The 12,528-nt window shown below is 47.7% G+C and carries 10 protein-coding genes and 1 pseudogene; 5 read left to right on the forward strand and 6 right to left on the reverse strand.

Going from position 1 to position 12,528, the window contains the following annotated elements; genetic code table 11:
* Positions 1–2: 2 nt before the first annotated feature.
* Positions 3–827 carry a helix-turn-helix transcriptional regulator gene (locus tag ACO0LD_RS19710; RefSeq protein ID WP_423009877.1) on the reverse strand — a complete coding sequence of 275 codons (825 nt, stop codon included), beginning with the start codon at positions 825–827 and terminating at the stop codon, positions 3–5.
* Between the two features lie 130 nt (positions 828–957).
* Between ACO0LD_RS19710 and ACO0LD_RS19715 the strand changes: the two genes are divergently transcribed.
* On the forward strand, positions 958–1,326 hold the full coding sequence (locus ACO0LD_RS19715; protein WP_423009878.1) for a hypothetical protein: 369 nt from the start codon (positions 958–960) through the stop codon (positions 1,324–1,326).
* A 150-nt stretch (positions 1,327–1,476) separates the two neighbouring features.
* Here ACO0LD_RS19715 and ACO0LD_RS19720 read toward each other — a convergent pair whose 3' ends face one another.
* The gene (locus ACO0LD_RS19720; RefSeq protein WP_423009879.1) at positions 1,477–1,701 is read right to left on the reverse strand and encodes a hypothetical protein; all 225 of its coding nucleotides are present in this window, start codon (positions 1,699–1,701) and stop codon (positions 1,477–1,479) included.
* Between the two features lie 100 nt (positions 1,702–1,801).
* On the opposite strand from ACO0LD_RS19720, the gene ACO0LD_RS19725 reads away from it, so the two are divergent.
* From ACO0LD_RS19725 to ACO0LD_RS19740, 4 genes are all read left to right on the forward strand, one after another.
* Positions 1,802–2,266: a hypothetical protein gene (locus ACO0LD_RS19725; RefSeq protein WP_423009880.1), complete on the forward strand. Its 465-nt coding sequence runs from the start codon at positions 1,802–1,804 to the stop codon at positions 2,264–2,266.
* Positions 2,263–3,012, forward strand: coding sequence for a LysR family transcriptional regulator (locus ACO0LD_RS19730; protein WP_423009881.1), 750 nt, complete (start codon positions 2,263–2,265; stop codon positions 3,010–3,012). Before ACO0LD_RS19725 ends, ACO0LD_RS19730 begins: the two co-directional genes overlap by 4 nt.
* Positions 3,013–3,337: 325 nt before the next feature.
* The gene (locus tag ACO0LD_RS19735; protein ID WP_423009882.1) at positions 3,338–4,261 is read left to right on the forward strand and encodes a HipA domain-containing protein; all 924 of its coding nucleotides are present in this window, start codon (positions 3,338–3,340) and stop codon (positions 4,259–4,261) included.
* A complete protein-coding gene (locus tag ACO0LD_RS19740) occupies positions 4,258–5,007 on the forward strand; it encodes an HIRAN domain-containing protein (protein WP_423009883.1) in 750 nt (249 codons plus the stop codon). Before ACO0LD_RS19735 ends, ACO0LD_RS19740 begins: the two co-directional genes overlap by 4 nt.
* 186 nt (positions 5,008–5,193) lie before the next feature.
* Here ACO0LD_RS19740 and ACO0LD_RS19745 read toward each other — a convergent pair.
* The 4 genes and pseudogenes from ACO0LD_RS19745 to ACO0LD_RS19760 all read right to left on the reverse strand — a co-directional run.
* Positions 5,194–5,608, reverse strand: a pseudogene (locus tag ACO0LD_RS19745) (M20/M25/M40 family metallo-hydrolase); the annotation flags it as partial.
* A 147-nt stretch (positions 5,609–5,755) separates the two neighbouring features.
* The gene (locus ACO0LD_RS19750) at positions 5,756–6,826 is read right to left on the reverse strand and encodes a glycoside hydrolase family 53 protein (protein ID WP_423009884.1); all 1,071 of its coding nucleotides are present in this window, start codon (positions 6,824–6,826) and stop codon (positions 5,756–5,758) included.
* 75 nt (positions 6,827–6,901) lie between these two features.
* The gene (locus ACO0LD_RS19755; RefSeq protein ID WP_423009885.1) at positions 6,902–9,517 is read right to left on the reverse strand and encodes a TonB-dependent receptor; all 2,616 of its coding nucleotides are present in this window, start codon (positions 9,515–9,517) and stop codon (positions 6,902–6,904) included.
* Between the two features lie 363 nt (positions 9,518–9,880).
* The gene (locus tag ACO0LD_RS19760; RefSeq protein ID WP_423009886.1) at positions 9,881–12,391 is read right to left on the reverse strand and encodes a beta-galactosidase; all 2,511 of its coding nucleotides are present in this window, start codon (positions 12,389–12,391) and stop codon (positions 9,881–9,883) included.
* Positions 12,392–12,528: the final 137 nt, after the last annotated feature.

The following is a 12,528-nucleotide window of genomic DNA, read 5'->3' on the forward strand; positions in this document are numbered from 1 at the left end:
GCCTAGCCTGATTGTATCGGCGAAACATCCTGCTCTGCCCGCCATGAGCGCCAGTCACCAGGGGTTAGGCCAAAGGTTTGGTGAAAGCTGCGGGTCATGTGGGCCTGATCGACAAAGCCAGTCGCGCAGGCAGCATCTGCCAGGGAAGCGGTGGCAGCGCCGATGACGGTGGCGACCCTTTCCAGCCGCCTGCCACGCAAATATTCGCCCGGAGAACAATGCAGATAGCGACGAAATACACGCGCCAGGTGAACCGGGTGCACGCCGGCAAAGGCGGCGACATTGGCAACGCTCAGATCGGAATCGTCGCTGGTAAAAATCATTTCAAAAGCATCCCTGAGCCAGGCAGGTGGTTGAGATGCGCGCCCGCTTTCGTCAGTAGTCAAAGGGCTGCACGCGGCCAGCAGTTGTTGCGCACTTCCTTCCAGTTGTAACTGGCTAAGATTTTGCCTTTCAAAATCAAGCGCTACACGTTTAGCCACCTGCAAAGCATACAGATCACGCAAGGACGTGGCAAAACCAAAACCCTCGGTGTCGCCTCCAGAAATAGCGAGAAAACGTCCACGCCCACCCAGGAACCTGTCTCGATGCGTCGTACCTGCGGGGTTGAAAATCAACAACGGTGTATTTGAAATGACGGGAGCATGCTTGGCCGACGACATGTAGGCCCCGGACAAAACCAATACAAAATGCGCCTCTTCATGCATATGCGTTTGCACTTCATCTTCGGGCGGATTGGCTGCCATCAGGTGAAAGCTGAAGCCCGGCGTTTCAAGCCTCTGCGGGTCTGTGCCCCAAAATTCGGTACGGGTACGTCGGATGACCATGGTTTCGCTAACGCGTGTGAATTAAATATGAAGATAAACCTGAGGAATCTCTGATGAAGTTACTGCGCGACGCTATTTTGGGCCTGCGATGCTCCCCGTACAGTCGTACGACTATGCTTCCAGGTTTTCAATGCGTAAACTGGCGCCGCTCGCTACACTTAAGCAGATGTTACCTAAATATATATCAATAGTGTCCAAGGTTTTCACATCAGACGCTGGTAAGTCAATGATTTATTTGCATAAATTAATATTTTTATCTGGTCTCGATTTGAACGTCGAGGCACAGAATTGGGATTTTTTACAGATACTAGCCGAAGGCTCCTATGCGTCAGCGCAAACTCGTTTCCCCGCAGGTCATAACGTCTTCGCCGCTGACCACCTTTCGACGATACGTCGCAGCCCAGAGGGGCGAACACAAGAGATGCAGGTAACTCGACATCATCCACCTGGTGTTTCCATCCAGACGATGGATGAGACCAGCCGTGCGCAGCCTGATTGATATGCCCTATGCGAGATTTAAGGATTTGCCAAATAATTAGGAAAATCAAATCCCAGGGAAATGCCTTTACCACCCGTAGGAGCGGCCTCAGCCGCGAACAACCGCCCATATACACATAATGGCGATTCGCGGCTGTTGACAATCACTACCCTAGCGTTGGCGAAAAGTTCGTCGCGGAGCCTCAATTTCAAACAACAATTCTCTTTGCTTTTCCAACAAAACCAGGCGTTTGAAAAAGGCTTTTCTCCCTTGACTAGAACCACCAATTTCAGCAAACAATTGACAACGCTGTATATCAGCGTTGATTTCTTCCAATGACATGCCAGAGAACTCTTCTGAACTTTCTGCTGTCCCTGATCGTGATCTTCGTTTCATACTCTTCTTCTTGTGCTTGCAAAGTGCAATGCTATCTGATTTGATATCATTCACTTTAACTTTAAACTCTCATTATTTGAGATAATTTTAAAAAAAATTAATGCCTGAATCCATTTCATCTGATCTTACTGATATAACGAAACTTCCCTCAAATACCAGTGCCAGAAAAAACCTGCGCTACGGTCTGTGGGTATTCCGCAAACCACTGAATTTCAATCATCCTTATATCTGGAAAGAAACCGACGAATCCTATTTCTTGCCTACGCCTTTTCAACGCGACATAGGCATACGTTATTATGGTCAAAGACCGTATCGTTATCCTGATTCCAAAGGTACTTATACAGGATTAGTAAAACGCACAAACCCAAAATCCATACAGCAACTGCTGAAGGGAATGTATTCCAAACACTTGCCCAGGCACCGACTGAAAATCTATCCTGACGGCACGCGCCATATCGCAAAATGCACAGGCTTTGCGCTACTCTGGGCACCACACTTGCGCCTGCGTTCAAAAAACAAATATGTACGTCTGATCGCAACGATACGGATAGCTGATAGTATTTGAATGCGCGGCTGTTCTTGCTCAGGCCTTCAGGCTATGTGGCCACACCAGCAGGCGAACATGCACTGGCAGCCGCCGAGATGATGGAAAAAGCCTCAGACAAATTGCAGCGCGAAATCGCTGTAATAGACAACCGCCTCTCAGGCGTAGTGCGCGTTGCTACGTCAGATACCATGGCCAGCCACTTCGTCATCCCCGCCATGCAAAAGCTGCACGCCAGCCACCCCGACATCCGCATCGTGCTGAGCACCGCAACACAACTGAGCAACCTCACCAGACGCGAGGCAGATATAGCAGTGCGCCTCATCAGGCCCACCGCCCCCGGCCTCATAGCCCGCCACCTGACCAAGCGCAAGCTCGGCCTGTTCGCGGCAAAAACCTACCTGGAAAAACACGAAGTAACAGCAGAGAGCAAAGGCCTCGACGGCCACGACATCATCAGCTACCAGCACCGTATCGCACCCCGCCACGCAGAAAAAATCTGCGGCCTGCCCATCACCAACGCCCGCGTCACCATTGAAGTCAGTAGCGCCATGATGATGCTGGAAGCCACCCGCGCCGGCATGGGCATAGCAGAACTGGCAGTCCACCTCGCAGAAAACGACCCCCTGCTCACGCGCCTGTGGCCAGACCGCCATGAAAGCTACGACGTCTGGTTGGTCATGCATGGCGACCTTGCCCGCACTGCGCGGGTCAGAGCGGTTGCTGATGCGATTGTTGGGTGTTTTCTTGGAAAGAAAAGCGGTTAAGCGTAACAACATGATCGATCGCCCGGCAACAAACAGCTATATTTGTTTGAAATTTGTTATTTTCAAATATGCAATCACTCACCACTCAATGCAATACGAAATTGAATTGAAATTAATGCAAATTCGTATTTTAATGTATAATACCGCATCAGGAGTTATCGGGTTTTGCTATGAGCGCCCGATTGTTTATGGAAACAAATTACACCATGCAATTGTTGCCGCAATAACAATTGCATGCTAATGAAAAAACAAAAGATTTCGATGTAGATTAGATTATTCTTTTTTTTCATGATAAAACTCTGAGTTTCGTACTTAACTTTATCTGATGTTCACGATTCATACAATTCCACCGGATGCTGCTGAATTTTCTGAGCAGATGGGAACCAAGTACAAATTTTGGTTCAAAATAGCTGACACTCACCATCTTTTTAAAGAAGGAAGGCCGAATACTGGGGAGAATTGGGCTGAAAAATTAGCGTGTGAGTTTGCAGAAATGCTTGGCATTCCACACGCAAGCTATGAACTTGCTCAATATGAAAAAAAATTTGGAGTTTTATCGCCATCATTTGTGCCACCCTTAGCACAACTATTTCATGGAAATGAACTTGTACTAGGAAGAATCACAGGCACAGATGGGAATGATAAACGTAAGTACTATACCGAACGAAGTCATACGGCTAGTCGTGTTTTCGAATACTTCAAACAGAATATTGACACAATTTCTCCACCAATTGGATTTAAAGCTTTTGATGGAGTTACATCTGCCTTAGATATTTTTGTTGGTTATATTTTATTTGATGCATGGATAGCAAATCAAGATAGGCACTCCGAAAATTGGGGCGTTATTAAAACAACAAATGGACTATTTCTTGCGCCGTCATATGACCACGGTTCTAGTATGGGGCGGAACGAAACTGATCAAAAAAGACTTGAAAGATTGACTACTAAAGATCAAGGTCAATCACTAAATGCATATATTCTTAGAGCAAGGTCATCTCTTTTCCCTAACGCGTCGTCAGACAAAAGAATCAAACCATATTCTACTTACGAATTATTTGAATTTTTTTCGAAAGGTCAGCCTGTTGCTGCGAACGCGTGGCTCCGCAGATTAAGCGAGATATCAATGGAAAAAATTAATACCACCATTAATATGGTACCTGAAGAGCATATGTCATTAGTAGCGAAAAAATTCACTGCACAATTACTTGAATTAAATATTAATCGATTGTTAGCATTAAAAACATCATGAAAAGTACTCTATTTGTCGCATGGCAGCAACCAGATTCACTAGAGTGGATTCCGATTGCAAGCTTGATCTATGAAAATAATAAATATCTTTTTTCTTACACTCAAGGCGTTTTTCGCGCAAAAGGGTTTGCGCCTTTTGGTCGAATGGACAAGTTGGACGTTGTGTATGAGTCAGATACACTATTCCCGCTTTTTTCAAATCGATTAATTAATAAATCAAGACCTGAGTTTCGAGACTACCTTCGTTGGCTCGGGCTAAATGATGCGCCAGAAGATAATATGAGCATGTTGGCTCTAACTGGAGGAGTTCGTGGAACGGACTTAATTGAACTTTTTCAACCGCCTATTTTGACAAGTGATGGATTTTATAAACTGGAATTCTTTGCCCGGAGTTTGGTTTATCTACCGAAATCAACAATTAATCTAATTTCGGAGCTAAAAATAGATTCTAGATTGTTCTTGATGAAAGACAGTCAAAATGAGTTTGATCCAATGGCTTTAGCACTACGCAGTGAATCACCCAAAGCCCTATTAGGCTACTGCCCTAAATACTACGCTCAAGATTTAGATGCATTATTGCATGCTGAAAATAGCGATTTAAAAGTGCACGTAAAGTGTATTAATTTGGATGCGCCTTTGAATATGCGCTTACGCTGTTCAGTGACTGCAAAAATTCCATCTGAATTTACTCATTTTGAAAGTGGTATTGATTTTAGGCCAGTCATTGACAGCACTCCGGAGCGATAGGATGAGTGGGTTGGACGTTCTACCGAGGTTTCATAATATGAATTAAAAATACTAGCAATCTTTTACGTCTCCGTTCCAATTGCAATAAAAAGATGCCCGCTCCGACGCTGGATTCGGTCAAAGAGACCCTCCTGATCCGCAGCGAGCATCCATTCAATCTTACCTAAATCATTTCAACCGAAACATCTACCCCAACATCGCATGCAACAACACATTGCATCCCGCCTCCAGGTGTTCTGACTTCGCATCTTCAATTTCATTGTGGCTGATACCATCCTTGCAGGGCACGAAGATCATGCCTGAGGGGCCGCGTCTGGAGGTGTAGATGGCGTCGTGGCCTGCGCCTGATACTACGTCCATGTGCTATAGCCCAGAGTGGCTGTGGCTTCGTGTACGACGTTGACGCAGTCTGTGTGGAAGGGGATGGGGGATAGTAGGATACGCGTTCTACGCTGATACTTAGGCCACTGTCCTTGCTGGTCTTATCGACGAAGGCGAGGATTTCATTGTGCATGGTGTCTAGCAATTCTGAAGACACATTGCGCAGGTCTATGTTGAATTTGGCTTCGCCGGGGATGAGGTTGCGGCTGTTGGCGAAGACCATAGCCTATAAAGATCAGCGGATAAGTATAGGATATCAATAAGCAAAGAAACATACGCATGTGATGTCATCACATATGTCCACTCAAGAATTCGCTTCATAAATACCGCAGGCATTTTGCAGATTTACACCGACCTGTTTTGCACCTTAGTTTAGAAATGCATCTAGTGCTTGAGTCGGTTTTCCTGTGTTACCAAAAGCACCGAAGGTATAGCCTTTCCAGTTTTTATAGGATTGGGCTTCCCAATACATCACCCCCAGGCCTCTGTTTTGACTGACCGAACGGACCTTGGCGATAACATCACTCAAAATGGCTTTCGCCTGCGGGTGGTCCCAGGGTGCGCCAACTTCTGTCACCATGACAGGCACTTGATAACGATCTGTCATATCATTCAAATTGGCAAGGCAGGCATTGTTTGCTGATTGCCATGTGTGACCGGTGGCTTCTAGCGGATACGATGACGCGCCGATGACATCAAACTTGCCGCCATTGTTTTTCAAACCGTCAAAAATCCAGCGAAACCCTTCGTTATTATGGCAATTGGCCAGATGCACGATGACCAGGGTTGCAGGAAAAACCTGCTTGACTGCGTCATAGGCAGCAGTCGTCAACTCTGCATAATTTTTCATGTTGCTGGCAGATTTGGAAGGCCGTGCACTGTCCCACAGCATGCCGTCATTGGTTTCGTTGCCGACTTGTACCCATTCAGGTGTGATACCTGCATCACGCAGGGCAAGCAGGGTCGCAGAGGTATGTTGCGCGATGTCTGTGCGCAACTCAGCAATACTGTGCTGACTCCATGCGGCTGGCTTGGTCTGGTGTCCGGGGTCGGCCCAGGTATCGCTGTAGTGAAAATCGATCATGATGCGCATACCCGCCTGTTTTGCCCGTTGCGCCTTGGCCAGTACATCTGGCAAGCCATTCCAGCCATCTGCAGGATTCACCCACACCCGCAAGCGCACGGCGTTCATGCCTTGTTCTTTTAAAGTCAGGAAAATATCCTGCTTGACGCCTGCCTTACTAAAAAATTCATAGCCAGATGCTTCCATTTCTGACAGCCAGCTAATGTCCGATCCTTTGGCAAAGTTTTTCCCTGTTTTTACTGAATCAGCAGATGTAATTTCCATCGTAGTCGTGTCTGACACATTTTGTGGGCTGGCGTTGGCATAGCTCACCAACACCAGGCACACCACAGAAAAAAAATGGGAATACTTCATGACCTGATAAATTTTATTGAGAGAAAAATTTGTAAAAAAAAAGGGCGATTTTCGTCGCCCTTCTTCAGCAAAAAATTACATCTTGTAAGTAAGTCCCAAATTAAAACGACGGCCAAATTCGGTCACTTCTTGTTGGTATGGATTATTTGCACTGGTATAAACGACTTTCTGGTTAGTCATGTTGTCGATACCAAATCGCACTTGTAACTGCGGTGTGATCTGCCTGGACAGATTCAAGGTCAGGTAAGTCTCGGCACCATTCAGTATCAGTTGACCAGCAGCCCAGGTCGGGTTGCGAACGAAAGCACTATGGTAGTTGGCAGAGAGTCGTGCTTCATAACCAGCTTTTTCGTACCAGATAGTGATACCGCCATTGTGTTTCATCAGACCTTCAATAGGGAAAGGATTCACTGAAGGCATATTTTCTTTGATGTCACTTTCAGTGTAGGCATAATTACCGTGTACACCCAAACCATCGAATGGCGCAGGCAAGCCGGTAAATGCTTGTTGATACACAAGTTCCAGGCCTTTGACATTGCCACCGCCACCATTGACTGAACGCGTGATCAGCGCACTGCGGCCATTGATGCTGGTCTTGTCCTCGGTAATGCCTATATAGCGTGAAACCTGTTTATAGAACACGCCAGCCGATGCCAAAGCACCTTTGGCAAAATACCATTGATAAGCCAGATCCATTTGATTCGACATCATTGGCTTCAGTTCAGGATTACCGGTATTGCCTGTCAAAGGCTGTACAGGATTGGGGTCGACATTCAAATTACGTGATGCACGCATTTCATCCAGCGGGGCACGTGACATGGCACGTGCCAGACTGAAACGCACCTGCTTTTCCTGTTTGTCGTCCATAGAAAATATCAGATTCAGACTAGGCAAGATCTCTGTATAAGAAGTCCCACCCTGCACTGGCGTTGGTGCTGCACCACTCAATGATTGCATGCCTTCGCCAGTTTGGCTGGTGTGTACGACGCGCACGCCAGCATTGCCGCGATATCCTGTTCCCAGGACCGTACCATCGAGATCAGCCTGCGCATAGAGTGACGAACTACGCTCTTTGACTTTCCAGCCCGACAGTAAATCATTCTGTGTTTGTGGACGACCGTTGGCATTGAATGCATTTGCACCAAAGACGGCGAAAGAAGAGGCATCAAAATTTTTCAGTGCAATGAATGGCGCAAAACCGTCAACGCGTATGGTTTCATATGCCGAATCGGGTATCGTTCCTGTTGGAGATACACTCCATGTCGTTTGGTTATATGATTTTTCACGGTCAGTAAATCGGGCACCAAACTTGATACGGCTTACTGCACCCCAATCAACACCACGGGCTGCATTCAGATGGAAGCCATTCAATTCATCCTTCAAGTGGCCGTCAGTATCAACATACATCGTTGGTGCGCCAAATGCTGCCGGGTTTCCTGAGTCTTGCCCCAAAGCGTAAACCTGACGGTCATCCCCGGTAAACGACCAGGTGAGTGTGCTATTGTTTTTTGCAAACAGGCGTAGGTCACGCCACTGGCTGTCACGTTTCGCGCGTGACGTCGACAAGTCTGTTTCTACCTTCCAGTCGCCTATCGTAAACTTGCCATTGATACCACCAGCCACATTGGTATTGTCTTGCACCCACTTATAGTCATTGGTGGTCAGGCCAACGTCTTTTACTGTCGCGCCCACCACATAGCCATTGCGAATATCGATGTTGCTGTAATTGGCTTTTTGCCAGCCATCCCAGTTACCGACATCGCCGGTCCAGTGCTGTAAACCCGGCTCGTCAATGGCTGCTTTTGCATAATAAACGTCACCGGTAATCAAGGCATTGGGGCTGGCTTTCCATTCGACTTTGCCAAGCAGGCTGGTGCGTTTATCTGTACCGCGTTTGACATCGTCACCAAAGCCCCAGGGCGTTTTATCTATTTTGCCGTCACCATTCAAATCTGCGGAATGATCTTCATTAAAACCCCAATGTCTTATATTTTTTTGGAGTGAAGGCTGGTCCTGATAACTGAAAGCCAGCGCTACACCCAGGGTATTATTATTGAATTGATCGATGTAGACACCGCCAACACGCGGCGTTTTACTTTTTGCACCGGGAATTTGATCGCCCATAGGATAATACAAAGCATCCGCCCTCAGAGAAATCTGGCGACCATTGAATTTCAGTGGCTGTACTGTCTGCAAATCTATCGTTGTCGCAATCCCGCCTTCTGTGATTTCAGCAGATTGTGTTTTATATACGGTTGCGCCACTTAAAGATTCTGACGGGAATTGTTCAAAGCGCACCGCACGGGCCGGTTCAGTGGATGCCAATTCACGACCATTGAGTGTCGCGCCAATAAAGCGTGGGCCCATGCCGCGCGCCACAATCTGACTTGCATTACCGCGATCCAATCCTGACGACAGACCAGGCAAGCGTGCCAGTGACTCTGCGATTGTTGTATCCGGCAATTTCCCTATATCTTCTGAAGCAATGGCTTCAATCATGCTGTTGGACGCTTCTTTGCTTGCGAGCGCATTACGTACCGAAGCACGGATGCCACTCACAGTGATCTGTTGCACTTCCTCAGTTGCTGCTGTTGCTGGCGCTGCCGGTTTTTCCTGGGCAAAGGCAGTCGCACTGATTGCTGGCATCATGAACAAGGCATGAATAATCCAACTGATTTTCTTTTGCTTCATTTTGTCTCCTGAATTTTTTTATAGCACTGCCGGAATAGCGGCAGGATGTAACTCTTTCTAAGTTCCAGAGTTTTTTGAACTCGTTTCATCCATCAGAATAAATAAGGCCCCTATTGATGAAATGAATTTCAATCATCTTATTGATCGAAGTCATTGCAAGCTAATGAATTATTTCGCGAATACTATGTGAAATTCATATACCTGATCTGGTCGCAATAAATTCATCTGAAATGGCCGTACGATCACTGATGAAACGTGATTTTTTCGTATTTATTTTCTAAAAAATTTTTGAATCACTTAAACATCACCATCATCAAAAAGCGTGTCAGGCATACCATTGAATATAGTTAGGCCCCCTCTTTTTCACTTTGTGCTTAAACGCAACTGATAAACGGGAATCACACGCAAATTACGCAAGCTTGCGATTTGTGTCTGTCCATCAAACTGGGGACGGTGCTCTTTCGGTAAATAAATGGGCGCATCAGATCGTAATGGAAGCACGTTCAGCGTCAGCCCCTGATCCAGGGAAGCGCCGAGTGATTTCAAATTGATTTGCCATTTCTGGCCGTTGTAATACCAGTCATCCAGCATGCGTGTGCCAGTAAACAATCGCCCGATATCACCCACAAAATCGATTTCCAGCAATGCATCATCCAACCCTTTTAATTGTGCTTTTGGTGCGGATATTTGCCATGTCGCAGCATGGCTGAAATTTTCAGGGATGGGCTGCATGGCTGCCTTGGCCAGACCACCTATCATGACTGCAGGCATTTTTCGTGCCGCCCTGGTCTGCTTGATACTAAGGTCCGCATGCAATTTTGGGAAGTGCGCTTCAAATACCTGAAACACACCATCATTCGCTGCGGCAGCCAGTGTCTGATTGGCCGCAGGTTTGCTGGCAAGGGCAGGATAAATCGCTACCCTGAAATTTTCTTGCCCTGCGGATCGCAACTGCAAACTGTCCGCATCAAAGTAGGCATCCTGTTCACTGATGACCAGACGCCGTTGGCCACCCAGCACGCCGATATTCAATTGCTGCACCTGTTCTGGTGTCAGTACCAGAATTGTCACTGGTTTTGACCCGGGACGATTGATCGTCAGGGTTGCCGATGTTCCCGGAGTTATTTTGTCGACTATAACGCGATTCGCCAGCTTGCTCAGTTTGGCAGATGGCGCATTCAGGTACGGTGCCACATCAGCGTTAAACGCCAGTTCCACAGGTATCCCTTTTGCGGCAGAAAATACATAGAGCACGCCATCTTTGCCATTGTCCAGACGGGCTACCGGCTGTGCTGTGGCGTAGCTCAACAGCGTGCCATCAAGATCAAAATTAATCGGCCAGATGAAATAACTACCGTCGGCAACATCAACGCCCTGCTGCGGGAAAACCAGTGTTTCATGCGGCAACTTGACGGAAAACTGCAAGCCGGATTGCAAGGGCATCGCATATTGGCGCACGTGGTTGTTCACAAACAAGAACGCGCTGTCACCCTTGCTTCTTACCGAGAAACGCGGGGTGGTCAATTCCTGCGCTGATGCAGGTACCAGTTCTGGCTTGCGTACGGTCATTGGTGCCAGGCGTGTACCAAAGTCATGCAAGAAATAATGGAACGGGCGCAAGCGTGTCAGTACAGGCCGTTGCTGGCCATCAGGGCCCAGGGGGGCATTAAAGTCATAGGTAATCTTTGGGGTATCGTTATAGCCGCCACTGAGCGTGCTTTCTTCCATTGATGGCTGACTGACAGGATTGCGCCCGCCGTGATACATGTAGTAGCCCATCAGGTTCACACCGGAACCTAGCTGCACCGGCAACATGGATGCAATATCATCTGGTGAGACCAGGGTGCGGCGGCGATACATCGCGGGCAGGCCTGCACCATATTCGGCACCCAGGAAAGGCGTGAGTGCAATGTCGGTTTCTGCGGTACCAGGCGCAGTGGCTGCTGTTTGCGCCCCCAGATCGCCACTGACACGGCTATCGAAACGGAATGCATAGGTTTCCTTGGGCGGTAATTCCTTGGTACTGACACCCCAGGGTTCATCCGGATAACCACCAAATACCGGGGTTACTTCACCTGACGGATAAACGGTGCCATCCCAGCCTGTTACCGTATATAAGGGAACATCCATTCCCGCTTTCAGCGCCAGGCGTTTGAGTGCCAGGATATGTCCTTCCCCTTCGCCAGGCCCACGCAAGTTGTATTCGTTTTCCAGCTGGACACCGATGACAGGGCCACCGTTTTTCCATAACTGACCTTGCACCTGCTGCCCGATCTGTGCATACAGGCGCTCAACAAAATGCATGTATTGCGGATCATCACCACGCGTCGGCATGGCATCCACAACCCAGTCAGGTATGCCGCCAAAACGTGCCTCTGCATGCGCCCATGGGCCAACACGTACCACGACATTCAAACCAACTTTGCCGCACAATTGTATAAAGTGCCGCAAATCGCGGTTAGCTTTCCAGTTGAACTGACCTTCATGCTCTTCATGATGGTTCCAGATCACATAGCTTGCGACAATATCAATGCCGGACGATTTCATCTTGCGCAGTTCGGCTTCCCAACTGGCTGCAGGGCTGCGTGAATAATGGAACTCTCCCATCACTGGCAACCAGGCTTGTCCATTGCGCGTCAGGTACTGGTTATTTGCCCCCAGCCGTTCGCCTTTGGGTGAAACCGCAGTACCCATTTTCAGATGACCCGATACCGGATCCTCTGTCAAGCCGCTTGCGTCTATCTTCAGCAAATTAGCTGCTTGTGCGTGTGAACATGCCAGCCAGAGTGAGCACATGGCAAGCGCAATTTTTGTACGCTTGCCCATGTCGGAAAATGTTTTTTTGATTTCGTTTTGTCTCATATTATTTTGCATTTCCATTTCCTGGTTGTTATCTTCGCTATCTTCGTTATCGTCGTTAATTTGGGTATTGATGCAAGTGCGCTGACAATTGACAGCCCGCAGCACGGCAGCAGCGTTCAGCCCCAGCTATACAAAGCGGATCCAGAGTA

The sequence above is a fragment of the Undibacterium sp. Ji83W genome (assembly GCF_049340385.1).
Lineage (GTDB): Bacteria > Pseudomonadota > Gammaproteobacteria > Burkholderiales > Burkholderiaceae_D > Undibacterium.

What these genes read in the sequence shown, in the direction of transcription:
- ACO0LD_RS19710 (WP_423009877.1), bottom strand. Translation starts at nt 827, where the DNA reads ATGGTCATCCGACGTACCCGTACCGAATTTTGGGGCACAGACCCGCAG.
- ACO0LD_RS19715 (WP_423009878.1), top strand. Translation starts at nt 958, where the DNA reads ATGCGTAAACTGGCGCCGCTCGCTACACTTAAGCAGATGTTACCTAAA.
- ACO0LD_RS19720 (WP_423009879.1), bottom strand. Translation starts at nt 1,701, where the DNA reads ATGAAACGAAGATCACGATCAGGGACAGCAGAAAGTTCAGAAGAGTTC.
- ACO0LD_RS19725 (WP_423009880.1), top strand. Translation starts at nt 1,802, where the DNA reads ATGCCTGAATCCATTTCATCTGATCTTACTGATATAACGAAACTTCCC.
- ACO0LD_RS19735 (WP_423009882.1), top strand. Translation starts at nt 3,338, where the DNA reads ATGTTCACGATTCATACAATTCCACCGGATGCTGCTGAATTTTCTGAG.
- ACO0LD_RS19740 (WP_423009883.1), top strand. Translation starts at nt 4,258, where the DNA reads ATGAAAAGTACTCTATTTGTCGCATGGCAGCAACCAGATTCACTAGAG.
- ACO0LD_RS19750 (WP_423009884.1), bottom strand. Translation starts at nt 6,826, where the DNA reads ATGAAGTATTCCCATTTTTTTTCTGTGGTGTGCCTGGTGTTGGTGAGC.
- ACO0LD_RS19755 (WP_423009885.1), bottom strand. Translation starts at nt 9,517, where the DNA reads ATGAAGCAAAAGAAAATCAGTTGGATTATTCATGCCTTGTTCATGATG.
- ACO0LD_RS19760 (WP_423009886.1), bottom strand. Translation starts at nt 12,391, where the DNA reads ATGCAAAATAATATGAGACAAAACGAAATCAAAAAAACATTTTCCGAC.